The sequence below is a fragment of the Marinobacter vinifirmus genome (genome assembly GCF_002258215.1).
In the GTDB taxonomy this organism is placed as follows: domain Bacteria; phylum Pseudomonadota; class Gammaproteobacteria; order Pseudomonadales; family Oleiphilaceae; genus Marinobacter; species Marinobacter vinifirmus.
Genome location: NZ_NEFY01000012.1, coordinates 21,305 through 46,311, shown reverse-complemented (window position 1 = coordinate 46,311; position 25,007 = coordinate 21,305). Strand labels below are relative to the sequence as shown.

Here is a 25,007-nt window from a genome sequence, read left to right as displayed (position 1 = left end):
GCAGCAAGGCTGAGACGCTCCGATGACAGAGTATTTGCTGATACTGGTCAGCACCATTCTGGTGAACAACTTCGTGCTGGTGCAGTTCCTGGGACTGTGCCCCTTCATGGGTGTTTCCGGGAAACTGGAAACCGCCATGGGTATGTCGCTGGCCACCACGTTTGTACTGACCCTGTCTTCGGTGTGCAGTTACCTGGCCTATACCTATCTGCTGGCACCGCTGGACCTGGCTTTCCTGAAAACCATCACCTTCATCCTGGTGATTGCGGTGGTGGTTCAGTTCACCGAAATGGTGGTGCGCAAAACCAGCCCTTTGCTGTACCGGGTACTCGGTATTTTTCTGCCGCTGATTACCACCAACTGCGCGGTTCTGGGCGTAGCCCTGCTTAACCTGAATAAAAACAACAACTTCGTTGAATCCGTGCTGTACGGCTTTGGCGCAGCGGCCGGTTTCTCCCTGGTGCTGGTGCTGTTTGCGGCCATGCGCGAGCGGATTGCCGTGTCTGATGTACCGGTTGCCTTTCGTGGCGCCGCCATTGGTATGATTACCGCAGGTCTCATGTCGCTGGCGTTTCTGGGCTTTACCGGCCTGGTTACGGTCTGACGGAGCAGTTGTTTTATGTGGACAAGCTTTCTGATTGCCGTTGTGGTTCTGCTGGCACTGGCGCTGGTCTTTGGCGGGTTGCTGGGGTTTGCCGCAGAGCGGTTCAGGGTTGAAGGCAATCCGCTGGTAGACCAGATCGATTCACTTCTGCCGCAGACCCAGTGCGGCCAGTGCGGCTTCCCCGGTTGCCGCCCCTACGCCGAAGCCATCGCCCACGGCGAAGCGATTAACAAGTGCCCGCCAGGCGGCGAAAGCACGATCAAGGCCCTGGCAGACCTGCTGGACGTAGAACCCCAGCCCCTGGACGCCGAACACGGCGTTGAACAGGCCAAGCGTGTCGCAGTCATTCGTGAAGATGAATGCATCGGCTGCACCAAGTGTATCCAGGCCTGCCCGGTAGACGCCATCCTCGGGGCCGCCAAGCATATGCACACCGTCATCGAAAGCGAATGCACCGGCTGCGACCTGTGCGTAGAGCCCTGCCCCGTTGACTGCATCGACATGGTCACCCTGGAGCCGGATATCCGCACCTGGACCTGGACACCACCGAAGCCCAACCTGATTGCCACGGACCGCCAGGGAGCCAGTACCTGATGACTCAGCTGTGGAATTTCGCCGGTGGCATTCATCCGCCGGAAAACAAGCACCAGTCCACCACCCGCCCCATTCAGCAAGCAGGCATTCCTGAGCGACTGGTTCTGCCCCTGCAGCAACACATCGGGGAGCCTGCAGAAGTGGCCGTCAACGTTGGCGACCGGGTACTCAAAGGCCAGGTTGTGGCCGATGTTACTTCAGGAATGGGCGTGCCGGTACACGCCCCTACCTCCGGCACCATTGAAGCCGTCGAGCAGCTGCCGGTGCCACACCCGTCCGGTATGGCCGACTGGTGCGTGGTTCTGAAGCCTGATGGCGAAGACCAGTGGACAGAGCTGTCCCCGATTTCCGACTACAAGCTGATGGACCGGGAACAGGTTCTGCAGATCATCCGGAATGCCGGCATTGCCGGTATGGGTGGCGCAGGCTTCCCCACCGACATCAAGCTGCGTCCGCCAAGGGACCGCAAGGTTGAAACCCTGATCCTGAACGGTGCCGAATGCGAGCCCTACATCACCGCCGACGACATGACCATGCGCGAGCATGCCGCCGAAGTGGTGTCCGGCATGCAGGTAATGGCCTGGATTCTTCGCCCTGCCCGCTGCGTGATCGGCATTGAAGACAACAAACCTGAAGCCATTGCCGCCATGCAGGCAGCAGTTCAGGGCACACAAATCGAGATTGCGGTGATCCCCACCAAGTATCCTTCCGGTGGTGAAAAGCAACTGATCGAAATCCTGACCGGCCTGGAAGTGCCCAGTGGCGGCATTCCTGCAGATGTCGGCGTGATGTGCCAGAACATCGGTACCTCGCTGGCTGTCTCCAGGGCGGTTTTTGAAGGCAAACCCCTGATTTCCCGCGTGGTCACCCTGACAGGTGAAGCACTGCAACAGCCCGGCAACGTAGAAGCACTGATCGGCACTCCCATAAGTTATCTGCTGGCACAGGCCGGGCTGCACCCGGAACAGCTCAACCGCCTGGTGCTGGGCGGGCCCATGATGGGCTACACCCTGCACTCAGATGACGTGCCCGTAGTAAAAACATCCAACTGCGTGATTGCAGCAACTGCCGGGGAACTTCCAGCTCCACCTCCGGAACAACCTTGTATCCGCTGCGGCCAGTGTGCGCTGGCTTGCCCCATGGAGTTGTTGCCACAACAACTGTTCTGGTACGCCAAGGCCGCCGAGTTCGAGAAAGCCGAGCACCTGAACCTGTTCGATTGTATCGAATGCGGTGCCTGCTCCTACGTGTGCCCGAGCTCAATCCCGCTGGTGCAGTATTACCGGTACGCCAAGGGCGAAATCCGCCAGCAGCGTGCGGAGCAGCTGAAATCCGACCATGCCCGGGAGCGTTTCGAAGCCCGCCAGGCCCGCCTTGAGCGGGAGCAGCAAGAGAAGGAACAGCGCCGCAAGGAACGGGCCAAGGCCGCCGCTGAAGCCCAGGCAAAGAAACAGGCTGAAGCAGAACAGGCGGCACAGGAGGGCGAAGCCGTGGACGACCGTGCTGCCAAGGCCGCCCTGGTGCAGCAGGCGCTGGAGCGGAAAAAGGCCAAGGCAGCCAAAACCGCAGAAGCGGCTGCAGCTACGCCTGCACCGTCTCAAGAGACTGCATCACCCGACACTACAGGGGAAGACCAGGCGCTGCCGGATATCGAGGCACTGGAGAAGCAGCTTATGCAGGCTCAGGGCAAGCTCGATACCATGCAAGGCATGCTGGAAGAAGCCCGGGCCCAGCAGGCCGACAACGTGGACAAACTGGAGCGGGCCGTGGCCAAGAACCACGACCGGGTACAGCGAGCCGAACAGGCCCTGGCTGATGCCCGAAACGTTCTCGCTGAGCAAACCGGCTCCGCGGCATCCGAATAACCCATTGCAGGCTTATTGTTCATGGCATTAGTTCAACAGTCGTCACCCCATGCCCACAACGCCCGCCCTACGTCACGGGTCATGCTCTGGGTCATTCTTGCCGCCCTGCCAGGCCTGCTGGCCCAGACCCTGTTTTTCGGCTGGGGTAACCTGATCAATGTGGTGTGGTGTATCGCACTGGCACTGGCGGCCGAAGCCGCCATTCTGAAACTCCGCAGTAAGCCGGTGGCGTTTTTCCTGAAAGACAATACCGCGGCGGTAACCGGCTTGCTGCTGGGCCTGTCCCTGCCGCAGTTTGCCCCTTGGTGGGTCTCCGGCATTGCGGTGATTACCGCCATCGTGGTGGCCAAGCAGCTATACGGCGGGCTCGGCTCCAACCCGTTCAATCCGGCCATGGTCGGCTATGCCCTGGTGCTTATTTCCTTCCCGGTGGCCATGACCACCAACTGGGCACAGGCGGCGACCCTTTGGGGCGGTGCTCCCGGATTCGGCGAAACACTCAGCAGCATTTTCTCCGCCAGTCAGACAACGGTCGACGGCTGGACCATGGCTACCCCACTGGATGAGTACAAGCACAAGATTGCCAGCCACACCGCCGCTGAAGTGCTGCAGCACCCGACATTCGGCGAGCAAATAGCCGCAGGCTGGGAATGGGTCAACCTGGCCTTCCTGGCCGGTGGCCTGCTGCTGATCGGCCTGAGAATCATCACCTGGCATATTCCCGTGGCGTTTCTGGCGGGTATCGCCCTGATGAGCCTGGCCTTTGGCAGCAACCCGGACCAATACGCGCCCCTGCAACTGCACCTGCTGGCCGGCGGCACCATGCTGGGTGCCTTCTTTATCGCGACCGACCCGGTTTCGGCCGCGACCAGCCATCAGGGAAAGCTGATTTATGGCGCCGGCATCGGGGTGCTCATTTACCTGATTCGCAGTTGGGGTAACTACCCGGACGCCGTCGCCTTCAGCGTACTGCTGATGAATTTCGCCGTTCCGTTTATCGATCATTACACGCCGCCCAGAACCTACGGCCACCACAAGCCCCGGCGCGGCCTGCCGGGCAGGAACGGAGGCTGACCATGAGCACACTGACCACCTCCATCCGTCGCAGCGCTATCGGCCTTGGCCTGTTTGCCGTACTGACCGGCGGCACCATTGCGCTGACCCAGGGCCTCACCAAAGACCGGATTGCCGACCAGGCCGCCCGGGCCGAGGCAAAAGCCCTGTTCGAGATTATTCCGGAGAGCCGCCACAACAACGACCTGCTGAACAGCTCGGTTGCCCTGCCGGCTGACGAGAGAACGCCGGAAGCCGGGCCGGTACTGGCATGGGTAGCCCGGCAGGACGGCCGCCCGGTGGGCCTGATCTTTCCGGCAGTGGCCCCCGATGGCTATTCCGGTGACATCCACCTGCTGGTGGGCGTAGACCTGGACGGCACGGTACTGGGCGTTCGGGTAACCAGCCACAGGGAAACTCCGGGGCTGGGCGACCGTATCGAAACCCGAAAATCAGACTGGGTCTACGACTTCAATGGCCGCTCCCTGAACAATCCCAAGCCCCGGGAGTGGAGCGTAAAGAAGAACGGTGGAGTATTTGACCAGTTTACCGGAGCCACCATCACGCCGCGCGCGGTGGTGAAAGCCGTCCAGAAAACGCTGGTGTATTTCCGTAAACACCGGGCCGACATCCGCGAGGCCATTGCCGCCCATCCGCTGTCTGAGGAGCACTCCTGACATGGCTACCAAAACCAACGGAGAGATCATCAAAGACGGACTGTGGCACAACAACCCGGCGCTGGTTCAGGTGTTAGGCCTGTGCCCCCTGCTGGCGGTGACCAGTACCGTGGTCAACGCCATTGGCCTGGGCATTGCCACCCTGCTGGTGCTGATTGGTTCCAACCTGTCCGTCTCGGTGATCCGGAACTTTGTCAGTGAGTCCGTCCGGTTGCCGGCCTTCGTAATGATCATCGCCTCGTTTGTGACCTGTGCAGAACTGCTGATGCAGGCTTTCACTTACGAACTGTACGAAATTCTTGGCATCTTCATCCCGCTGATCGTTACCAACTGCGCCATTCTCGGCCGCGCCGATGCCTTTGCCTCCAAGAACCCACCACTGCCGGCCATCCTGGATGGTGCCATGATGGGCCTCGGCTTCCTGGCGGTCCTGGTTGTGCTCGGCGGTATGCGGGAACTGCTCGGCCAGGGCACCCTGTTTGCCGACATGCACCTGCTGCTGGGGCCCATGGCAGCCGATTGGGTAGTACGGCCCTTCGACCAGTATCCGGATATGCTGTTTATGGTGCTGCCGCCCGGCGCTTTCGTAGGCCTTGGCCTGCTGATCGCGTTGAAGAACGGCATCGACAATTACCTGAGCGAACGCCGGAAAGCGGCAGAGCCGGTGGCCGCCACCGCAGGCAGCAAACGGGTCCGGGTAACCGGCAACATTTCCTGAAGCTGATTTCGTCGTCCTATGAACAAACAGAAACGCATCGAGATATTTACCCGCCTGCGGGACGCCAACCCCAACCCGACCACGGAGCTTAACTACAGCAATCCGTTCGAGTTGCTGATTGCCGTGATCCTGTCGGCGCAGGCCACCGATGTGGGTGTCAACAAAGCCACCGACAAGCTGTTCCCGATAGCCAACACCCCGGAAGCTATCTATGCGTTGGGCGTGGACGGCCTGAAGGAGTACATCAAGACCATCGGCCTGTTTAACAGCAAGGCCGAGAACGTCATCAAAACCTGCAAGATCCTGATGGAACAGCACGGCAGTGTGGTGCCGGATAACCGCGAGGCCCTGGAAGCCCTGCCCGGAGTCGGCCGGAAAACCGCCAACGTGGTACTGAACACCGCTTTCCGTCAGCCCGCCATGGCGGTAGATACCCACATTTTCCGGGTGTCCAACCGTACCGGCATTGCGCCTGGCAAGAACGTACTGGAGGTGGAAAAGCGGCTGATGCGACTGGTGCCCAAGGAATTCCTGATGGACGCCCATCACTGGCTGATCCTGCACGGCCGCTACACCTGTACCGCCCGCAAGCCCAAATGTGGTGCCTGTATTATCGAAGACCTTTGCGAATTCAAGCAAAAGCGGGACTACCAGTAACCAATACTCGCTTCCCTTCAGGCACAAAAAAGCCGGCATTCGCCGGCTTTTTCATCACTCCTTCCAGAAACTCAGTTCTGGCCGAGCATTTTGTTTTTCAGGTCTTTCTGGGCAGGCTTATCAGACAGCCAGATACCAAACAGGGCTTTCTTGAACTCCAGGTCACCTACGGTGTCTTTCTGCTCGCCGTTCTTCAGCACGTGCACACCTTCTCCCGGCGCATAGACCAGGTCAAAGACGTCGCCTTCCTTGATTTCTTCCTGGAACACGGACATGAACTGGTCGACATCAGACTGGATGGCTGACAGGTCACCGTCGGTGGATGACTTGAAGCCGTCCATGGTGGCTTCGGTCATGCGCTCGCTGGTGATCATGCCGGAGGTGATATGCAGGGTGATTGCCTGGGGCTCGTCGGCGTTAATAACTGCCTGCCCGTCACTGACTTTCTCGGCAACGTACAAGCCACCAACGTACAGATCCATGAACCACTTGGAGCGGGTACCTGCACCGTTCAGCTGCAGTTCCTGGCCCATGGCGGAATAGGTGTCCGGAACATCCACACCGCTTACGGTCAGGGCGTGGGCAGGGGTGGCCAGGGCGCCGGCGAGTATCAGAGATGCAAAACCTGCTGTAAGAGTCTTCTTCATAGTCCTTTCCTTCCTTAAGATCGTTATTATTGAATGCTTCATTCGCACCGGGTCGACACCCGAATTCCGCCCGGTGGCCCATTCTAACAACGAAGTTCCGGTGGCATTTACCACCTGGTTCTCATTTGATGCCACATTAAACAAAAAAGCCGGCCATGTGACCATGACCGACTTGCCTGTGTAGTGCGTCAGATGTGTTAGTTAAACAGCAGATTACCTGACAGACCGTCCTTCTCCAGGATTTCCCGCAAGCGACGCAGGGCTTCTACCTGAATCTGCCGCACCCGTTCGCGGGTCAGGCCAATCTCCTGCCCCACCTCTTCCAGGGTACTGATGGGATAACCCCGCAAACCGAAACGGCGAGACAGCACTTCCTGTTGTTTGTCACTCAGCTGGTCTATCCACTTTTCCAGGCTGGAACAGATATCATCATCCTGCAGCACATCGGCGGGATCAGACGCACCTTCATCGGCCACGGTGTCCATCAGGGACTTGTCACTCCCCACACCTATAGGCGTATCCATGGAGGCCACCCGTTCGTTCAGCCCCAGCATACGCTTTACGTCTGCGACCGGCTTATCCACCATCCGGGCAATCTCTTCCGCCGTCGGCTCATGGTCCAGCTTCTGGGTGAGCTCCCGGGCCGCACGCAGGTACAGGTTCAGTTCCTTGACCACGTGAATCGGCAAACGGATGGTGCGGGTCTGGTTCATGATCGCCCGCTCGATGGTCTGGCGGATCCACCAGGTGGCGTAGGTAGAGAACCGGAAGCCCCGCTCCGGGTCGAACTTCTCGACCGCACGAATCAGGCCCAGGTTACCTTCTTCGATCAGATCCAACAGGGTGAGCCCGCGGTTCACGTAACGCCGGGCAATCTTGACCACCAGCCGAAGGTTACTTTCAATCATGCGCTTGCGACCAGCCTCTTCGCCCTTACGGGCCAGGCGCGCAAAGTACACTTCTTCTTCGGGTGTCAGTAAGGGAGAGAAACCGATTTCGTTAAGGTATAACTGGGTGGCATCCAGCTGCTTTGCGCTGGTGAAGTATTTGCCCTGGGCCGGAAAACCCTCTTCGGTTTCCGCCACCGGGTCTTCAGCCGCGGCCTTATCAGGCTTGTCCTCGGCCAAGATATGATCGTCTGAGTCTTCCATCTCTGCAACGCGATCAATGATGATGTCTTCTTGCTCTGCTGACATTACGTTACCCCGCCTCTCAATAATCCTGTTTTCGCCCGATACTTCTTGTTATTGCGGGCTTTCAATGTTGGTTTTCTTCAGGACAGTTGCTTGTTGGCTGGCAATCACCGTTGCCATTCTTGTTCTTGTCTTGTGCGGTATCAGTCAGGACGTCGGGTAATCAACGAGGGAACTTCCGGCTCCCCTGATTTATCGTCTGGGCAGGTATCGGGACGGGTCTACCGGATTGCCATTCTTGCGAATCTCGAAGTGCAACATCGGCTTGTCTGTCCCTGTACTTCCCAGCTCGGCGATTACCTGTCCGGCTTTAACATCCTCCCCTTCCTGCACCAGAATCTTGCGGTTGTGTGCGTAGGCGCTCAGATAATGTTCGTTGTGATTCACAATAATCAGGTTGCCGTAACCAAGCAACCCGCTTCCCGCGTAAACCACATTTCCATTAGCTGCAGCCTTCACAGCATCCCCGGGTTTTCCGGCAATATCAATACCTTTATTGACTTTTCCGGATGTGGAATATCCTGCAATAACAGTGCCACCGTGCGGCCAGTGCCATCGCACATTGGCCACCGTCTGACTGCTGCCGGAAGCCGAACCGGCCGGGCGGGTAGTACGGGTGGAAGGAGGCGTTGTCGCCTTCGGGCGCTGGGTTACCGCCTTGGGGCGCGGGGCGGGAGCGGTGCTGCGCGGGGCAGATGCCGTTCTGGTGCTTTCGGGAATCCGGCCTTTCTTGTCCAGTCGCAGCACCTGGCCCACCTGCAGGTTCCAGGGCGGCGCCAGGCCATTGGCATTACCCAGCTCGCGGTAGTCCCGGCCATAACGCCAGGCGATTCGGTACAGGTTCTCGCCCTTCTTGACCACATGGGTACCCCAGTAAACCGGGGGGTTGTACAGATTGTCCTGATAGATGGCGTTCGTGTTACAGCCGGATAGAGGTAACAAGAGGGTAAGCAGGAGCAAGGCGGCTGCTCGCGCCAGGCGACCGGGGCGCCTGCAGCACGGGGTTCCTGTCAGGGCCGAAGCCCTGACACGGAATGCTGCTTGATGGCGCCCGTTAAAGAGAGTCACGTATAAAAAATGCCTGATTATGATAAAACCGTATAAGAAACCATCCGTCCAGGATGCAATTTCTCATGTTTCAGGACTAACTTGTTAATATATTGCACAATTCACAATCGAATCCAAGTTACCTGGCACACAGGATTGTTACCTTCTGAAACAATCAAATTGTGCACCAGGTAACACTTTTCCCGGTTTATTAACCGGCCTTGGCCTGCCTTTGAGCAGAGAAACGACCGGCGTACTCCAGGACCAGCACCAGCACCAATCCAGCCAGGGCCATCATCACTGCAACGACAACCTGCGGATCCTGCCCGGTTAAAGCGGCCCAGCTGTCCGGTGTAACCGGGGTCTGGCTCAAGGGTACCTCCTGGCCTTTGCTATTGGTGCGCCAGCTCAGGGTTTCCTGCCAGGGCCATACCTTGCTCAGGGCACCGATCATAAACCCGGTCAGCAGCGCCAGCACCGTGTCGTGGAAATGCCGGAATGCCAGGGTGATCAGCCGGGCCACAGACAGCAGCCCGGTCAGACAACCCAGCAGGAACAGCCCCAGATGGGCCACCTCGAATGACTTTATGGCGGCCAGTACCGGCGAGTACATACCGATAATCACCAGCAAAAAGCTGCCGGATATCCCGGGCAGGATCATGGCACAGATGGCCAGTGCCCCGGCCCCGAAAAACGCCAGCTGTGAGGGTGCCACTTCACTGGCCGGCAGCGTGGTTACCCACCAGGCAAAAACAATTCCGGCACACAGAGGCAGCAGCAGAAACGGCGAAAAACGACGGACCTGGCGCCCCACGTGCCAAACCGAGGCAACAATCAGGCCGAAGAAAAAGCTCCAGATCAGGATTGGATGGCTGTCCAGCAGCCAGGTAATCAGCGAAGCCAGGCTGGCCACACTGGCAACCACACCAGCCAGCAGGGTCACCAGGAAAGTGCCGTCAATGGCTTGCCAGAAGCCGCGGATGTCACCTTTCAGAAACTGGCGCACGAACGCGACCGGGGCGGCACTGATGGCCTCCAGCAACCGGAAGTAAATGCCGGTAATAAACGCGATGGTGCCCCCGGAAACCCCCGGAACAATATCCGCCGCGCCCATCGCCATGCCCCTTAAAAACACAGCCACCGGATGGTGGCTGCGATTCACCGATGAGTCCGGGCTATGCTCCATTAACGAACCACTCCGCCAAGCAGGGGCACAAACCGCACCGGTTCCAGCTCGCGGCGCTCGAAACTGTCGCCCCTTCGGATGATCTCGACCAACACCTGATTCTCCTCTCCTACCGGTGCGATCAGCACACCACCATCGGCCAGCTGATCCAGTAATTCCCGGGGCACCTCTACCGGCGCCGCCGTCACAATAATGCCCTCAAACGGACCTTTTTCAGGCCAGCCCATGCCACCGTCGGCATGTTTGAGCATCGCATTACGAATGTTCAGTTGCCGCAAACGCTCCCTGGCCCGATCCTGCAGCGGCTTGATACGCTCCACGCTGAAGATTTCACGGAACGCCTGGGACAACACCGCGGTCTGGTAACCGGATCCGGTTCCCAATTCCAGCACACGCTCCGGTTCGTGGGCCAGTAACAATTCCGTCATCCGGGCGACGATATAGGGTTGCGACAGGGTCTGCCCGTAACCGATGGGCAATGACGTGTCTTCGTAGGCACGGTGTGACAGTGCCTCGTCCAGAAAGATATGCCGGGGAACCTGGCCGATAATCTCCAGCACCCGGTCCGACTCGATACCCGCTTCCCGCAATCGCTGCACCAGGCGCAAACGGGTGCGCCGCGAGGTCATGCCGATGCCTTCAAGCGGGGCATTCATTGCGACACCTCCCCGAAGCCCTCAAGGTCATCGACCCAGTCTTGCAGTCGGGTCATTGCCTCGTGTCGGGTCATGTCGATGTGTACGGGGGTGACCGAAACGAAGCCGTTCTGAACCGCGTGGAAATCCGTGCCCGGGCCGGCATCGCCACCGCCACCGGCGGCACCGATCCAGTAACGGCGCTTGCCTCTCGGGCAGGTTACCGGCACAACACCCTCGGCCCGGTCACGATGCCCAAGCCGGGTCACCTGGATACCAGCCAGCTCACTCCAGGGCAGGTCCGGTACATTCACATTGAGAATCGAGCGGGGGCCCAGGGCCAGGTATCGCTTGTGTTCCAGCAGCAGCCGAACCACCCGCGCGGCGGTTTCATAATGGAAGTGGCCGTTATTAACCAGGGACACTGCAATAGCGGGCAGGCCAAGGTGACGGCCTTCTGTAGCCGCGGCCACCGTGCCGGAATAGATAATGTCGTCGCCCAGGTTGGCGTGGGTATTGATACCGGAAACCACCCGGTCAAACGGCTTGTCGAAAAGACCGTTAACGGCCAGGTGAACGCAGTCGGTGGGTGTGCCATCTACCGACCAGAAGCCACTGGGGTGCTTTTCTACCGTCAGGGGCCGGCTCAGGGTCAGGGAATTGCTGGCCCCGCTGTGATCACGGTCCGGGGCAACTACGGCAAGTTCGCCCAGCCCCTGCAACCCTTCGAACAGGGCCATCAGGCCAGGCGAATGCACGCCATCATCATTCGACAACAGAATACGCACAGTGTTCTCCGCTAGCTTTCTTAGTATTTATTATCCCGGCTGAGGCTCATGTCCTGCAGCTCGAATACATCGGCCAGTACCGTGGTGGCGTACTGGCCCGGTGGCAAGGCGAACTGTAACCGGAGGCTATCGTCCTCCTGCCATTGCCACTGAAGATTGTCCGGACGGGTAACCAGAGCCCGGCGCTCGGGCTTCATGCGGGTGCTCAGAAACAGCCGCTCAAACTCCGGGTGACCTGCCACAACGGCTCGTTCCAGCTGCTCCTGATCACCGCTCGCCGTGGTGCCGCCATCGCCCCACAGGGGGCCTGTAGGGCTGCCGTCTACCGCAGGTTCACCGGCCATCGCTTCAAACCAGTGCCCAGCCTCTACCCTTGCGGCCAGCACCTCATTGAACAACCACGAACGTGCCGCCGAAAAGTACAATACGTTTTTCGAACCGCTTCCGCCACCGCCACGACGACCGCCCTTCTTCCGGTTCAGGCGGGTAACATCGAGATTCACTGCCCGCTCCAGGTTGCCGCCCTGAAAACCGAAGCGCTGGGGCCCGAAATAATTCGGCGCACCCCGCTCCGCAAGCAACGCCAACGCAGCCTCCATCGCCTGCCGATCGCCCTGAACCTCGCGCAACACCAGCTCGAACCCGTTGGCCTGGTGTTCGCCCCGGCGCAGCTTGCGGGCGTGGCGCCGCCAGTTCAGAACCCGCCAGCGCTCGCCAATAGCACTGAGCAATTCCGCATCAGAGGCTTCCCGCCCCGGGCAGTAAAGACTGAACCACTGAGACGTTACCGCATGACGGTCCTTCAACCCGCAAAAGCCCACTTCGAAAGCCTTGCAGCCAGCAAGCTGGGCCAGCTCCCGGGCCACGAACTCGGTATTGTCCCCGGACTTTTCCAGCCGCACACAGAGATGCTCACCGGCACCTTCGGCACCACCGGCCTGGCCTTCGACCTCCGGCCACAAACACTCGGTCACCCGGAAATCTTCAGGGGACACCTTCAACCGGGCAGAACCCACCCGCTGCCCGGAAGAAACCGGCCACTCCAGCCGCCAACGCGGCTCTACCGAAGCATCCGTCACAGGCTGACCGCCTCAAGCAGGCACACCGCCTGGCAAGCAATCCCCTCACCCCGGCCAGTGAACCCCAGCTTTTCGGTGGTGGTGGCCTTAACACTGACCCGATTCACCGGCACCCCCAGGTCCTCGGAAATATTCATTCGCATGGCCTCCACATGGGGCGCCATCTTCGGAGCCTGGGCAATAATGGTGGTATCCACGTTCACCACCGAAAAACCTTCCTCCAGCACCCGGGCCATCACCCGCCGAAGCAAGTCCCGGCTATCCGCACCGGCCCATTCGTCACTGGTATCCGGGAACAGATGCCCGATATCCCCCAGCGCGACAGCGCCAAGCAGCGCATCCGCCAGCGCATGCAGCAACACATCGCCATCCGAATGGGCTTTCAGGCCGTGACTGTGGGGAATCTCAACACCACCGAGAATGACAGCATCACCCTCACCAAAGGCATGGACATCAAAGCCCTGACCAATGCGCATGATCGTCTCCGAAAAAAAACAGAAATAAACGAGAGGCGGGAAAACCCTACAGCCGGCCCAGAATAAACTCGGCCAGAGCAAGGTCAGACGGCACCGTAATCTTCAGATTATCCGGCCGCCCTTCCACCAGAACAGGCATCTTACCGGAAAACTCCATGGCAGAGGACTCATCGGTGACCGGCTGATTGTTTTCAAGACAAGACTCCAGCGCCGCCCGCAATGCACCAAACCGGAACATCTGCGGCGTCAACGCCCGCCACAACCGGCTCCGGTCCACCGTTTCCTCCACTTCGGGCTGCACACCGCCACCCGCCAGCTTCAACGTATCCGCCACCGGCGCCGCCAAAAGCCCACCAACCGGGTGATCAGACAGGGTATCAATCAGGTTGGAAAGGTCATGGCCATGCAGACAAGGCCGAGCCGCATCATGCACCAGCACCCAGTCCGAATCCTCCGCCTGCTCCGCCAACGCATGCAACGCCGAAAGCACCGAATCCGCCCGCTCCTTGCCACCGGTACAGGTCTGGATGCGATCATCTTTAGCCGACTCACTATCCGGCCACCAGTGATCCGCCGGGTTCAACGGCACCATACAGCCCTTGAACGGCGCGTTATCCAGTAAACGGGAGAGCGTGATATCGAGGATAAAACGGTTATTGATCTTGAGGTACTGCTTGGGGCATTCAGCTTTCATGCGCTGGCCGATACCGGCAGCAGGAACAACAAGCCAAAGTTGAGATTTCATAATCGGAAGGCCCGCACTATGTCAGGAGAGCGCCGGGGAGTGTCTCTCCGGGAATTTCGAAGGCCATGGATGGCCTGAGAGAAGCGCACATGGATGTGCTCGTAGCGGTTCCCGGAGAGACACTCCCCGGTGCTCGGAGCACCCAGTGCCGAAATCAGTTCTCGACCACGAGAAAAAAAGTCTCGTCTTCGCGAATAAGACCAAGGTTCATCCGGGCCCGCTCTTCCACAGCACCCTGCTCATTACGAAGGTTCCGCACCTCCGCATACAGCCGGTCATTACGCGCCGCCAACCCGGCATTCTCCGCCCGCTGCTCAGCAATCGAATTCTCCAGCGACCAAACCTGCGCAAAGCTACCCTCCCCGATCCACAGGCGAACCTGCAGCAGGAGAATCAGCACTACCAGAATGGCCCAAAGCGTTTTCATGCCAAATAAGCTCAGAAATTAACCAGATTAAACGATATCTACGACCGTCAAGTATAGACCTTATAGTAGATTAGCAAAAAATTCGCGTAAGTCACTGTGCAAAAAGGCCATCGTTTCCGAATTTTCATCCGGAACGCGATGGCCTTAACACTTTGTTACCTGCCCGTAACTACCGACAGGTCAAAGTTTACCGGTAAAACTCAGCCCTGGCCCTTGATTTCGCTCAGGCCGCGGTAAGGTGCCTTGCCTTCCAGCGCTTCTTCAATACGCAGCAGCTGGTTGTACTTGGCAACCCGGTCAGAACGGCACAGAGAACCAGTCTTGATCTGGCCTGCGCAGGTAGCAACCGCCAGGTCAGCAATGGTGGTATCTTCGGTTTCACCGGAACGGTGGGAAATCACCGCCGTGTAGCCAGCGTCCTGAGCCATCTTGATAGCGTCCAGAGTCTCGGACAGGCTGCCAATCTGGTTGAACTTGATCAGGATGGAGTTGCCCACACCCTTCTCGATACCCTGCTTCAGGATCTTGGTGTTGGTTACAAAAAGGTCATCACCCACCAGCTGAACCTTGCTGCCGAGCTTATCAGTCAGAACCTTCCAACCATCCCAGTCACTCTCGTCCATACCGTCTTCGATGGACACAATCGGATAACGCTCGCACAAGCCAGCCAGGTAATCAGCAAAGCCTTCGGAATCAAAGCTCTTGCCTTCACCGGACAGCTGGTACTGACCGTCCTTGTAGAATTCGGAAGAAGCACAGTCCAGGGCCAGGGTCACGTCTTTGCCCAGCTCATAGCCCGCATCTTCAACCGCCTGCTTGATGGCAGCAAGGGCTGCTTCGTTAGACGGCAGGTTCGGTGCAAAACCACCTTCGTCACCTACGGCCGTGTTCAGGCCCTGAGCCTTCAGTACCTTCTTCAGGCTGTGGAAGATTTCAGCGCCAACACGCAGGGCTTCAGCGAAGCTGGTTACAGAAACCGGCTGAACCATGAATTCCTGGATGTCGACGTTGTTATCCGCGTGCTCACCACCGTTCAGGATGTTCATCATCGGTACCGGCATGGAGAACTTGCCGGACGTGCCGTTGATATCAGCGATGTGAGCGTACAGCGGCTTCTTCAGGGAAATAGCAGCCGCCTTGGCCGCTGCGAGGGAAACTGCCAAGATAGCGTTGGCGCCCAGGTTAGCCTTGTTCTCGGTGCCGTCCAGGTCCAGCATAATCTGGTCCAGAGCGCGTTGATCGGCAGCGTCTTTACCAACCAATGCGTCACGAATCTTGCTGTTTACCGCGTCAACTGCCTTCAGGACGCCCTTACCCAGGTAACGAGAAGCATCACCATCACGCAGCTCCAATGCCTCGCGGGAGCCGGTAGAAGCACCGGAAGGCGCACAGGCGGTTCCAATGGTGCCGTCTTCAAGGATAACGTCGGCTTCAACGGTAGGGTTACCGCGTGAATCCAGAACCTCACGAGCTTTGATGTTGGCAATCTTGGTCATTCGGTTGTTTCTCCAGTCTTAACTTTTAATTTGGTGCCGGAGCGAACAACTGGAAAGCCTTGGCGAAAACCGCTACAAGCACATCCATGTGCGCTTCTCTCAGGCCATCCTTGGCCTTCGAAATTTTCACCAAGGCTTTCCCGTCATTCGCTCTCGTAGTCCGCAGTAGGCCGTCAGGTTTGGCAACCTCAGGAATATGCGGTCTTTCAAATAGCCGACACCGCCAATCAGGCGGTGTCGATAGGTTTAAAACTTTTTACCAGATCGTCTACAGCTTTCACCCGCTGCAGAAACGGCTCCAGCTGGCTCAGGCGCAGGGCGCAGGGGCCATCACACATAGCCTTGTCCGGGTCAGGATGGGCTTCCAGGAACAAACCGGCCAGGCCCTGGGACATACCCGCCAGCGCCAGGTCGGTCACCTGGGCGCGCCGGCCACCGGCCGAGTCGGCTCGGCCGCCGGGCATCTGCAAGGAGTGGGTGACGTCAAAGAACACCGGCACGTTCATCTGCTTCATGATGCCGAAGCCCAGCATGTCGACCACCAGGTTGTTGTAGCCGAAGCTGCTGCCGCGCTCGCACAGGATGACCTGGTCGTTGCCGGCTTCTTCGCACTTGGTGATGATGTGCTTCATTTCCTGGGGAGCCAAGAACTGGGCTTTCTTGATGTTGATGACCGCACCGGTTTTGGCCATGGCCACCACCAGGTCGGTCTGACGGCTCAGGAATGCGGGTAGCTGGATGATGTCGCAGACTTCAGCTGCAGGCGCCGCCTGCTCCGGTTCGTGCACGTCAGAGATGATGGGCACGCCGAATTTGCTTTTGATATCTGCCAGGATCTGCAGCCCCTTCTCGAGACCGGGGCCCCGGAAGGAGTTGATGGACGAGCGGTTGGCCTTGTCGAAGGAGGCTTTGAAAACGTACGGGATGCCCAGCCTGCTGCAGACATCCACGTACTTTTCGGCCACTTCAAACGCCAGTTCCCTGGACTCGAGTACGTTCATGCCGCCGAACAGCACAAAGGGCTTGTCGTTGGCGATTTCGATTCCCGAGACGTTCAGGTTGCTGCGGGCCATACTCAGGATCCCTTTTTGTTGGTCAGTGCTGCCTCAACAAAGCCCTTGAACAGCGGGTGGCCGTCGCGGGGTGTCGAGGTGAATTCCGGGTGGAACTGGCACGCCACGAACCACGGATGTTCCGGCGCTTCCACCACTTCAACCAGCTTGCCGTCAGCGGAGCGGCCGGAGATGATCAGGCCGGCCTCTTCCAGTTTTGGCAGGAAGTGGTTGTTGACTTCGTAACGGTGGCGATGACGTTCGCGAATGGTTTTCTTGCCGTAGCAGGCGGCGATGCTGGAGCCGTCCGTCAGTACGCAATCCTGGGCGCCAAGGCGCATGGTGCCACCAAGGTCAGAGGCTTCGGTGCGTGCTTCGGTAGCACCGCTGGCGTCGAGCCACTCGGTAATCAGGCCGACGACCGGCTCCGGGGTGTGCTCACGGAACTCGGTGCTGTGGGCGTCTTTCAGGCCGGCCACGTTACGGGCGTATTCGATAACCGCCACCTGCATACCCAGACAGATACCCAGATACGGAACCTTGTTCTCACGGGCATACTGAACCGTGCGGATCTTGCCTTCCACGCCACGCTCACCAAAGCCACCGGGCACCAGGATTGCATCAGCAGATTCCAGCACGGCGGTGCCGTCACGCTCGATGTCTTCGGAGTCGATGTAGCTGATGTTCACCTTGGTGCGGGTCTTGATGCCGGCGTGCAGCAGGGACTCGATCAGGGATTTGTAGGCGTCCAGCAGCTCCATGTACTTGCCGACCATGGCGATGGTCACTTCCTGCTGCGGATTCATCAGGGATTCCACAACAGCGTCCCACTCACCCAGGTCTGCTTCACGGGCATCCAGGCCGAAGCGCTCGATAACCAGCTGGTCCAGGCCGTATTCGTGCAGCATGCGCGGAATGGCGTAGATGGACTTGGCATCCTGCATCGGAATGACCGCACGCTCTTCCACGTTGGTGAACAGGGCAATCTTGCGACGGGAGCTGGCATCCACTTCGTGCTCGGAACGGCACAGCAGGATGTCTGGCTGCAGGCCGATGGAGCGCATTTCTTTCACGGAATGCTGGGTCGGCTTGGTTTTGATCTCGCCGGCGGTGGCAATGTAGGGCACCAGGGTCAGGTGCATGAACAGGGCACGCTGGGAGCCTACTTCCACCTTCAGCTGACGACAGGCTTCGAGGAACGGCAGGGATTCGATATCGCCCACTGTGCCGCCGACTTCAATCAGTGCCACGTCGGCACCGGCTGCGCCTTCAACTACACGGCGCTTGATTTCGTCGGTGATGTGCGGGATTACCTGCACAGTGCCGCCAAGATAATCGCCACGACGCTCTTTGCGGATAACTTCTTCGTACACCCGGCCGGTGGTGAAGTTGTTACGCTTGCTCATGGGGGTACGAATAAAGCGTTCGTAGTGGCCCAGGTCAAGGTCGGTTTCCGCGCCGTCTTCGGTGACAAAAACCTCACCGTGCTGGAACGGGCTCATGGTGCCGGGGTCCACGTTGATGTACGGGTCCAGCTTGAGAATAGTGACCTTCAGGCCGCGTGCCTCGAGGATGGCTGCCAGTGAGGCAGACGCAATACCTTTGCCTAATGAGGACACGACACCGCCGGTGACGAAAATATAACGCGTCATGCAGATTCCGTGATTATCTGGTTCGGTGAAGGAGGGAGATTGTTCATCTCAAGATGGGACGCCAGACTACCAGAAAGCCCCTCTGTACTCAATCACAATCCCTCTCCACAATCAGCCGCCAGCCGGTGGCAGGGGCGCCTCCCGAGTATTGTTCAGAACACCACAAATCGCCAATCCCGATCAGCTCTTCGCCCTCGCTGGTTTGCCGCCAGACCAGCGGTAATACTGAGCGCTCCCAGGGTGGAACGAACTGTTCCTGCAGCCAGTTTTTCAACGCACGGGAGGGCTTACCCCGGGCCAGCCGGACCCGCTCACCACCCTGCCTCGTAGATACCCTTATTGGCGGCGGCGTTGTTTGCTGTTCTGCCGGGGCAACCGATTCCAGCGACAGCAACCAGCCGGGCCAACGCACTGGCGACCCGGGGGTAAGCGCTACTGGCTCTGGCGCGGGAGGATTATCCGGCACCAGGTAGATATGCCCCCGGTAACGGCGCAGGCTGAATCCATCGCCCCGGAGCTCCGGCTCCCGATCCTCTCCGGCTTCAAGCAGTTCAGCCAGAACCTGGTCCCAGCCTGCCAAAGCCGGCGGCGGGAAACCCTCGCGCTGAATCCACCAACGCACCAGGTTGCGGCGCTCGGGGGCACTCAGGGCTGAGAACGGCTCAATCGCGAGGCGGCCGCTATCGGAACAGATCTGCCACTGAAGCTCCGCCAGGCGTTGATTCAGCTGGTCACTTTCGGCGCAGGATCGGGCACTGTGGGCAACCCGCTTCAACAAACCGGGCCAACGATCCTTCAGGCCCGGCAGAACACTGTGGCGCAGGTAATTGCGGTCGAACTGCCGGCTCTGGTTGCTGGGGTCTTCTACCCAGGGCACACCAAGTTTCGTTGCCACCTGCTCCAGCCGGTCACGACTGACCCCGAGCCAGGGCCGGTACAGAGTGCCCTTGCCTAACGGCCGCGTTTTCGGCATTCCGGCCAGCCCGCTGACACCGGAGCCCCGCAACAGCCGGAAAAGGACCGTTTCTGCCTGGTCATCGGCGTGGTGGGCCATCAATAACATGTCGCCCGGGTTCAGGGTGTTGTGAAACACCTCATAACGGGCTGTACGGGCCGCATCTTCCAGGCCGCCAGCACCCCTGGCACCAACCGGGACATCCACCCGCGCAACGGACAATTCAACACCCAGCTGCTCGCAGACATCCCGGCAGAATTGCTCGGTCTGCTGATGATTGGGCTGGAGCTGATGATTGATGTGCAGGGCAGTAACAGAGGGGTGGCAGGCAGAGGCAGCCTGCAATAACAGCGTGGAATCCAGGCCGCCGCTGAAGGCCACCCAGAGACGGGAATATTCGGGAAGTTGACTGACCGGCCCGAGCAGGTCGCCGGGCCAGCCAGAAGCCCGGGCGGTGTTACCGCCCGCCTTCATACTTGGTTAAGCGCTCGTAACGGCGGCTTACCAGCTCGTCCAGGGGTAAACGGCTCAGCTCGTCAATGCCCTGACCCAAGGTCGTTTTCAGGGTCTCGGCCATTTTTTCCGGATTGCGGTGGGCACCACCGAGGGGCTCCGCAATCACGTTGTCCGCAACACCCAGCTCTTTCAGGCGCTGGGCAGTTACACCCATAGCTTCCGCAGCCTGGGAGGCATACTCCGCACTCTTCCACAAAATCGACGCGCAACCCTCAGGGGAGATAACCGCGTAGGTTGAGTACTGAAGCATGTTCAGCTGGTCGCACACGCCAATGGCCAGTGCACCACCGGAGCCACCCTCACCGATTACGGTGGAGATAACGGGGGTTTTCAGGCGCGACATCACCGCCAGGTTAAAGGCGATGGCCTCACTCTGGCCACGCTCTTCGGCGCCAATACCAGGATAGGCGCCCGGGGTATCGATAAAGGTCAGTATCGGCATCTTGAAGCGCTCGGCCATTTCCATCAGGCGCAGGGCCTTGCGGTAGCCTTCCGGGCGCGGCATGCCGAAGTTGCGCTTGACCTTGTCACGCACTTCGCGGCCTTTCTGGTGACCAATCACCATCACGGGCTTGTTGTCCAGGCGAGCAGTGCCGCCAATGATGGACAAATCATCCGCATAGCGACGGTCGCCGTGCAGTTCGTCAAAATCCTCAAAAATCAGGTCGATATAGTCCTGGGTGTAGGGGCGGCGAGGATGGCGGGCCAGGCGGGCTACGTCCCAGGGCTTGAGGTCTGAAAAGATGGTTTCCGTCAGGCTGACGCTTTTCTTCTTCAGACGACTGATTTCATCAGTGATATTGATGTCGGTGTCGTTACCCACCATGCGAAGCTCTTCAATCTTGGCTTCCAGGTCGGCGATCGGCTGTTCGAAATCCAGGTAATTAGGGTTCATGATGTTCCATCATTTGCTTGCCAGGTGGGCGGTCAACCCACCATAACCAGAATTTGGGACAAAGATAGCAGCGCAAAACGCTCAACTAAAGCGGACATTGGTCTTAATCATAGACCAACTCTACCGACTTCTCTCCCACCAGGTGTTTCAACTCGAACAACAGGTTGTCATCGGGCTGCACCCGCCAGGACGGCCCCAGCTCAATCCGGGTGCTGGCCTCGGCACTGCTGTATTCGATCCACACCGGGCTGCCCTCGTTACGGAACGGCCGCAGCGTGTCGTCGAGTTTATCCAGCAGGCCGTTCTGCAGCTGGTCAGCGTGCAGGGCCAGCCGGATACCCCGGCTGAACTGCTGCCGGGCGGTCGCCACATCCATCACCGAGCTGACCCGCATTTTCATCTGGCCAGAGTAATCGTCGTGGCTGACCTGCCCTTCCACCACAATCACCTGGTCCGACTGCAACAGCTCGCGGTTTTCAAAGAATGCTTCCGAGAACAGAGTGGCCTCGATACGAGCACTGCGGTCATCCAGGGTGATAAAGCACATGGTGGAGCCGGTACGGGTTTTCATGGTGCGCTGGGCCACCACCAGCCCGGCCACCCGCTGGGGCGACTTGTTGGGCTTGAGGTCAGCAATGGAGTTACGGACAAAGCGCCGCACTTCCCGTTCGTATTCATCAAACGGATGGCCGGTGAGGTAAATGCCCAGGGTATCTTTCTCACCCTTGAGCCGCTCTTTCTCCGGCCACTCACGAACGTGGGCCACATCGGCATAGGGGTCTTCGCCCTCTCCGCCGCTCTCCAGCATTTCACCGAACATATCCATCATGCCGGCGGCATCGTTACGGGATTGCTGGTCGGCTTGCTGTATGGCCTTCTCGATGCTCGCCATCAGCTGGGCACGGCCCGCGCCTAACTTGTCCATCGCACCGGAGCGGATCAGGGCTTCCATGGCTCGCTTGTTCACCTTTTTCAGGTCGATGCGACGGCAGAAATCGAAGATGTCCTGGAACGGGCCGTCTTTGGCCGCCTCAACGATACTTTCGATGGGACCTTCACCCAGGCCCTTGATCGCGCCCAGGCCGTAAACAATCTGGCCATCGTCATTCACCGTGAAGGTGTAGGCAGAACGGCTGACGTCCGGCACCAGCAGGTCCAGCTTCATGTTCCGGCACTCTTCCACCAGCGTGACCACCTTGTCGGTGTTCTGCATATCGGCGGTAAGTACCGCAGCCATGAACTCGGCCGGGTAGTGGGTTTTCAGCCACAGGGTCTGGTAGGACACCAGTGCGTAAGCTGCGGAGTGCGATTTGTTGAAGCCGTAGCCGGCGAACTTTTCTACCAGGTCGAAGATATTCTCGGCCAGGGTTTTATCGATGCCGTTGTTCTCACAACCGTCCAGGAAGATGGCTTTCTGCTTCTCCATCTCCTCCGGCTTTTTCTTACCCATGGCCCGGCGCAGCATGTCTGCACCGCCCAGCGTATAGCCGGCCATCACCTGGGCAATCTGCATGACCTGCTCCTGGTACAGGATGACCCCGTAAGTGGGCTCCAATACCGGCTTCAGGCCTTGATACTGATAATCCGGGTGCGGGTAAGACATCGGCTGGCGGCCATGCTTACGGTCGATAAAGTCGTCTACCATGCCGGACTGCAGCGGCCCCGGGCGGAACAGGGCCACCAGGGCGATCATGTCTTCCAGGGAGTCCGGCTGCAGGCGGCGGATCAGGTCTTTCATGCCGCGGGATTCCAGCTGGAACACCGCGGTGGTCTCGGCCTTTTTCAACAGGTCGAACGAGGGCTTGTCATCCAGCGGAATGGTGCTGATGTCCAGGTCACCAAGCCCGCGCTCTTGCCGGCGCGGGTTGATCATGCCCAGGGCCCACTTGATGATGGTCAGGGTCCGAAGGCCCAGGAAGTCGAACTTCACGAGCCCCGCGTCTTCCACGTCGCCTTTATCGAACTGGGTGACCAGGCTTCCGCCCTCATCGTCGCAATACAGCGGCGAGAAATCCGTAATCTTGGTGGGCGCGATCACCACGCCCCCGGCGTGTTTACCGGCGTTCCGGCACACGCCTTCAAGCTTCAGGGCCATTTCCCAGATTTCCTGGGCTTCCTCATCCTGCTCCAGGAACTCCTTGAGCTGGGGCTCCTGTTCGATGGCCTTGTTGAGGGTCATGCCCACTTCAAAGGGAATCAGCTTGGAGAGCTTGTCTGCCAGGCCGTAGGATTTGCCCTGCACCCGGGCAACGTCCCGCACCACCGCCTTGGCGGCCATGGTACCGAAGGTAATGATCTGGGAAACCGCTTCCCGGCCGTACTTCTGGGCGGTGTATTCGATGACCCGGTCCCGGCCTTCCATGCAGAAGTCGACGTCGAAGTCGGGCATGGATACCCGTTCCGGGTTCAGGAACCGCTCGAACAGCAGGTCGTATTCCAGCGGGTCCAGGTCTGTAATGAGCAGCGCGTAGGCCACCAGGGAGCCGGCACCGGAACCCCGGCCCGGGCCCACCGGCACGCCGTTATTCTTGGCCCACTTGATGAAGTCCATAACGATCAGGAAGTACCCCGGGAACCCCATCTGGATGATGATATCCAGCTCGAACTTCAGGCGCTTGTAATACTCTTCCCGCTTCTGGTCGTATTCCGGGTCGTCCTTGCTCAGAGTCTTGGCAAGGCGCGCTTCCAGGCCTTCTTCGGACACATGGCGGAAGTAGTCGTCCATGGTCATGCCATCCGGGATCGGATAGTTGGGCAGGAAGTACTCGCCCATGCGCACTTTCACCGAACAGCGTTTGGCGATTTCTACGGTATTCTCGACGGCCTCGGGAATGTCCGAGAACAGCTCGATCATTTCCTCGGCGCTGCGCAGGTATTGCTGGTCACTGAAGCGGCGATCCCGCCTGGGATCGTCCAGGGTCCGGCTTTCACCAATACAGACCCGGGCCTCGTGGGCTTCGAAATCGTCCGCCTGCAGGAAGTGCACATCGTTGGTAGCCACCACCGGCAGGCCCAGTTCAGCTGCCAGTTCCACGCTCATATGCAGGCAGTCTTCATCACCGCCCCGGCCGGTACGCTGCAGCTCCAGGTAGTAGCTGCCCGGGTACAGGTTCATCCAGTATTCGGCACGCTCACGAGCGAGTTCCGGCTTGCCCGCCAGCAAAGCCTTGCCCACATCCCCCATCTTGGCACCGGACAAGGCAATCAGCCCCGCGGGCCGGGCTTCCAGCCATTCCTTGCGGATAATCGGCTTGCCGTAACGCTGGCCTTCGGTATAGCCGAGGGAGATGATTTCTGTGAGGTTGAGATAGCCGTCGTTGTTGCGGGCCAGCAGGGTCAGGCGGAACGGGTTTTCCGGCTCATCCGGGTTTTCCAGCCACAGGTCCGCACCGATGATCGGCTTCACGCCGGCGCCCATGGCGGCCTTGTAGAAGCGCACCAGGGAACACATGTTGGATTGCTCGGTCAGGCCGACGGCGGGCATGCCCAGCTCCGCCACGCGGCCGATCAGCGGCTTGACCCGAACCAGGCCATCCACCATGGAATATTCGGAATGTACGCGCAGGTGAACGAAAGTGTTTGCCATGGTCAGTTGCCAATCAATGTGCGGATGTCTTCTTCGGTTTGTGGCCCGAACCGGGTTTCAACCAGGTTGCCGGAGGGGTCCACAATAAACGTGGCGGGCAAGCCCACGGGCATTTTCCAGCCGAATTCCGGGCCCGGGTCCTGGCCCAGCATCAGGAACTCGATGCCCATTTCCTCTCCCAGCTGCTCCAGGGCCGTGCCGGTAACGCCATCAAAATTCACACCCAGCACGGAGATGTCCGGCGCCTTGTCCAGCTCATTCAGTTCGGGAATTTCTTCCAGGCACGGCTTGCACCATTCTGCCCAGTAGTTCACCAATACCCAGCGGCCACGGAAGTCATCCCAGTTCACCGCCGTACCGTCGGCACGCTGCAGCTCGGTATTTTCACAACCGGTGATGGTCGCTGCCGCTAAAACCAGCGTAATTAAAGCCAGAAAACGCCTGAACGGCCGAGGGTACTGCAA

General features: G+C 59.2%; 24 protein-coding genes. 7 read left to right on the top strand and 17 right to left on the bottom strand.

Annotated elements, in window-relative coordinates; all coding sequences use genetic code 11:
• The first annotated feature begins 22 nt into the window (after positions 1–22).
• The 7 genes from rsxA to nth are packed head-to-tail and all read left to right on the top strand — an operon-like array spanning position 23 to position 6,168.
• Positions 23–604, top strand: a complete 582-nt coding sequence (gene rsxA / locus B9Q17_RS13630) for an electron transport complex subunit RsxA (RefSeq protein ID WP_022990084.1) — start codon at positions 23–25, stop codon at positions 602–604.
• Positions 605–619: 15 nt separating this feature from the next.
• Positions 620–1,198: an electron transport complex subunit RsxB gene (gene rsxB / locus B9Q17_RS13625; protein WP_058340633.1), complete on the top strand. Its 579-nt coding sequence runs from the start codon at positions 620–622 to the stop codon at positions 1,196–1,198.
• Positions 1,198–3,063 carry an electron transport complex subunit RsxC gene (rsxC, locus tag B9Q17_RS13620; protein ID WP_094625631.1) on the top strand — a complete coding sequence of 622 codons (1,866 nt, stop codon included), beginning with the start codon at positions 1,198–1,200 and terminating at the stop codon, positions 3,061–3,063. Before rsxB ends, rsxC begins: the two co-directional genes overlap by 1 nt.
• A 21-nt stretch (positions 3,064–3,084) precedes the next feature.
• Positions 3,085–4,137, top strand: coding sequence for an electron transport complex subunit RsxD (gene rsxD, locus B9Q17_RS13615; protein ID WP_094625630.1), 1,053 nt, complete (start codon positions 3,085–3,087; stop codon positions 4,135–4,137).
• 2 nt (positions 4,138–4,139) lie between these two features.
• On the top strand, positions 4,140–4,793 hold the full coding sequence (gene rsxG / locus B9Q17_RS13610; protein ID WP_094625629.1) for an electron transport complex subunit RsxG: 654 nt from the start codon (positions 4,140–4,142) through the stop codon (positions 4,791–4,793).
• Position 4,794: 1 nt separating this feature from the next.
• Positions 4,795–5,511: an electron transport complex subunit E gene (locus B9Q17_RS13605; protein WP_094625628.1), complete on the top strand. Its 717-nt coding sequence runs from the start codon at positions 4,795–4,797 to the stop codon at positions 5,509–5,511.
• Between the two features lie 18 nt (positions 5,512–5,529).
• Complete coding sequence (nth, locus tag B9Q17_RS13600; protein WP_094625627.1) at positions 5,530–6,168, top strand: endonuclease III; 639 nt, start codon at positions 5,530–5,532, stop codon at positions 6,166–6,168.
• A 71-nt stretch (positions 6,169–6,239) separates the two neighbouring features.
• Here the strand turns inward: nth and B9Q17_RS13595 are convergent, their stop codons facing one another.
• The 17 genes from B9Q17_RS13595 to B9Q17_RS13515 all read right to left on the bottom strand — a co-directional run bounded on the left by B9Q17_RS13595 (position 6,240) and on the right by B9Q17_RS13515 (position 25,007).
• Entirely contained in the window at positions 6,240–6,815 is a 576-nt protein-coding gene (locus B9Q17_RS13595) for a chalcone isomerase family protein (RefSeq protein ID WP_022990077.1), read from the bottom strand.
• Positions 6,816–7,012: 197 nt separating this feature from the next.
• Positions 7,013–8,011 carry an RNA polymerase sigma factor RpoS gene (rpoS, locus tag B9Q17_RS13590; RefSeq protein WP_094625626.1) on the bottom strand — a complete coding sequence of 333 codons (999 nt, stop codon included), beginning with the start codon at positions 8,009–8,011 and terminating at the stop codon, positions 7,013–7,015.
• A gap of 189 nt (positions 8,012–8,200) precedes the next feature.
• The gene (locus B9Q17_RS13585; RefSeq protein WP_244177394.1) at positions 8,201–8,968 is read right to left on the bottom strand and encodes a peptidoglycan DD-metalloendopeptidase family protein; all 768 of its coding nucleotides are present in this window, start codon (positions 8,966–8,968) and stop codon (positions 8,201–8,203) included.
• A gap of 298 nt (positions 8,969–9,266) precedes the next feature.
• Positions 9,267–10,241, bottom strand: a complete 975-nt coding sequence (locus tag B9Q17_RS13580; protein WP_244177393.1) for a DUF368 domain-containing protein — start codon at positions 10,239–10,241, stop codon at positions 9,267–9,269.
• Positions 10,241–10,897 (bottom strand): protein-L-isoaspartate(D-aspartate) O-methyltransferase, encoded by a 657-nt coding sequence (locus tag B9Q17_RS13575; protein ID WP_022990072.1) that lies wholly within the window; start codon positions 10,895–10,897, stop codon positions 10,241–10,243. Before B9Q17_RS13575 ends, B9Q17_RS13580 begins: the two co-directional genes overlap by 1 nt.
• Entirely contained in the window at positions 10,894–11,664 is a 771-nt protein-coding gene (surE, locus tag B9Q17_RS13570; RefSeq protein ID WP_094625624.1) for a 5'/3'-nucleotidase SurE, read from the bottom strand. Before surE ends, B9Q17_RS13575 begins: the two co-directional genes overlap by 4 nt.
• A 20-nt stretch (positions 11,665–11,684) precedes the next feature.
• Complete coding sequence (truD, locus tag B9Q17_RS13565) at positions 11,685–12,743, bottom strand: tRNA pseudouridine(13) synthase TruD (RefSeq protein WP_094625623.1); 1,059 nt, start codon at positions 12,741–12,743, stop codon at positions 11,685–11,687.
• The gene (gene ispF / locus B9Q17_RS13560) at positions 12,740–13,219 is read right to left on the bottom strand and encodes a 2-C-methyl-D-erythritol 2,4-cyclodiphosphate synthase (RefSeq protein WP_094625622.1); all 480 of its coding nucleotides are present in this window, start codon (positions 13,217–13,219) and stop codon (positions 12,740–12,742) included. Before ispF ends, truD begins: the two co-directional genes overlap by 4 nt.
• A gap of 46 nt (positions 13,220–13,265) precedes the next feature.
• The gene (gene ispD, locus B9Q17_RS13555; protein WP_420538086.1) at positions 13,266–13,964 is read right to left on the bottom strand and encodes a 2-C-methyl-D-erythritol 4-phosphate cytidylyltransferase; all 699 of its coding nucleotides are present in this window, start codon (positions 13,962–13,964) and stop codon (positions 13,266–13,268) included.
• Between the two features lie 154 nt (positions 13,965–14,118).
• Positions 14,119–14,391, bottom strand: a complete 273-nt coding sequence (locus B9Q17_RS13550) for a septum formation initiator family protein (RefSeq protein ID WP_058340644.1) — start codon at positions 14,389–14,391, stop codon at positions 14,119–14,121.
• A 200-nt stretch (positions 14,392–14,591) separates the two neighbouring features.
• Entirely contained in the window at positions 14,592–15,887 is a 1,296-nt protein-coding gene (eno, locus tag B9Q17_RS13545) for a phosphopyruvate hydratase (RefSeq protein WP_094625620.1), read from the bottom strand.
• Positions 15,888–16,114: 227 nt separating this feature from the next.
• Complete coding sequence (gene kdsA, locus B9Q17_RS13540; protein ID WP_094625619.1) at positions 16,115–16,960, bottom strand: 3-deoxy-8-phosphooctulonate synthase; 846 nt, start codon at positions 16,958–16,960, stop codon at positions 16,115–16,117.
• Positions 16,961–16,962: 2 nt separating this feature from the next.
• On the bottom strand, positions 16,963–18,591 hold the full coding sequence (locus B9Q17_RS13535; RefSeq protein WP_094625618.1) for a CTP synthase: 1,629 nt from the start codon (positions 18,589–18,591) through the stop codon (positions 16,963–16,965).
• 88 nt (positions 18,592–18,679) lie between these two features.
• Positions 18,680–20,020: a tRNA lysidine(34) synthetase TilS gene (gene tilS, locus B9Q17_RS13530; protein WP_094625617.1), complete on the bottom strand. Its 1,341-nt coding sequence runs from the start codon at positions 20,018–20,020 to the stop codon at positions 18,680–18,682.
• A complete protein-coding gene (gene accA, locus B9Q17_RS13525; protein WP_022990062.1) occupies positions 20,004–20,957 on the bottom strand; it encodes an acetyl-CoA carboxylase carboxyl transferase subunit alpha in 954 nt (317 codons plus the stop codon). The genes tilS and accA overlap by 17 nt, the downstream gene beginning before the upstream one ends.
• Positions 20,958–21,060: 103 nt before the next feature.
• Positions 21,061–24,543, bottom strand: a complete 3,483-nt coding sequence (dnaE, locus tag B9Q17_RS13520) for a DNA polymerase III subunit alpha (RefSeq protein WP_094625616.1) — start codon at positions 24,541–24,543, stop codon at positions 21,061–21,063.
• 2 nt (positions 24,544–24,545) lie between these two features.
• A complete protein-coding gene (locus B9Q17_RS13515; protein WP_420538085.1) occupies positions 24,546–25,007 on the bottom strand; it encodes a TlpA family protein disulfide reductase in 462 nt (153 codons plus the stop codon).

Coding starts and splice junctions, on each gene's coding strand:
- B9Q17_RS13535 (WP_094625618.1), bottom strand. CDS start 18,591: ATGACGCGTTATATTTTCGTCACCGGCGGTGTCGTGTCCTCATTAGGC.
- rsxG (WP_094625629.1), top strand. CDS start 4,140: ATGAGCACACTGACCACCTCCATCCGTCGCAGCGCTATCGGCCTTGGC.
- ispD (WP_420538086.1), bottom strand. CDS start 13,964: ATGAAATCTCAACTTTGGCTTGTTGTTCCTGCTGCCGGTATCGGCCAG.
- rsxA (WP_022990084.1), top strand. CDS start 23: ATGACAGAGTATTTGCTGATACTGGTCAGCACCATTCTGGTGAACAAC.
- rpoS (WP_094625626.1), bottom strand. CDS start 8,011: ATGTCAGCAGAGCAAGAAGACATCATCATTGATCGCGTTGCAGAGATG.
- rsxD (WP_094625630.1), top strand. CDS start 3,085: ATGGCATTAGTTCAACAGTCGTCACCCCATGCCCACAACGCCCGCCCT.
- B9Q17_RS13605 (WP_094625628.1), top strand. CDS start 4,795: ATGGCTACCAAAACCAACGGAGAGATCATCAAAGACGGACTGTGGCAC.
- rsxB (WP_058340633.1), top strand. CDS start 620: ATGTGGACAAGCTTTCTGATTGCCGTTGTGGTTCTGCTGGCACTGGCG.
- tilS (WP_094625617.1), bottom strand. CDS start 20,020: ATGAAGGCGGGCGGTAACACCGCCCGGGCTTCTGGCTGGCCCGGCGAC.
- nth (WP_094625627.1), top strand. CDS start 5,530: ATGAACAAACAGAAACGCATCGAGATATTTACCCGCCTGCGGGACGCC.
- accA (WP_022990062.1), bottom strand. CDS start 20,957: ATGAACCCTAATTACCTGGATTTCGAACAGCCGATCGCCGACCTGGAA.
- kdsA (WP_094625619.1), bottom strand. CDS start 16,960: ATGGCCCGCAGCAACCTGAACGTCTCGGGAATCGAAATCGCCAACGAC.
- B9Q17_RS13575 (WP_022990072.1), bottom strand. CDS start 10,897: ATGAATGCCCCGCTTGAAGGCATCGGCATGACCTCGCGGCGCACCCGT.
- B9Q17_RS13580 (WP_244177393.1), bottom strand. CDS start 10,241: ATGGAGCATAGCCCGGACTCATCGGTGAATCGCAGCCACCATCCGGTG.
- dnaE (WP_094625616.1), bottom strand. CDS start 24,543: ATGGCAAACACTTTCGTTCACCTGCGCGTACATTCCGAATATTCCATG.
- ispF (WP_094625622.1), bottom strand. CDS start 13,219: ATGCGCATTGGTCAGGGCTTTGATGTCCATGCCTTTGGTGAGGGTGAT.
- B9Q17_RS13595 (WP_022990077.1), bottom strand. CDS start 6,815: ATGAAGAAGACTCTTACAGCAGGTTTTGCATCTCTGATACTCGCCGGC.
- eno (WP_094625620.1), bottom strand. CDS start 15,887: ATGACCAAGATTGCCAACATCAAAGCTCGTGAGGTTCTGGATTCACGC.
- B9Q17_RS13550 (WP_058340644.1), bottom strand. CDS start 14,391: ATGAAAACGCTTTGGGCCATTCTGGTAGTGCTGATTCTCCTGCTGCAG.
- rsxC (WP_094625631.1), top strand. CDS start 1,198: ATGACTCAGCTGTGGAATTTCGCCGGTGGCATTCATCCGCCGGAAAAC.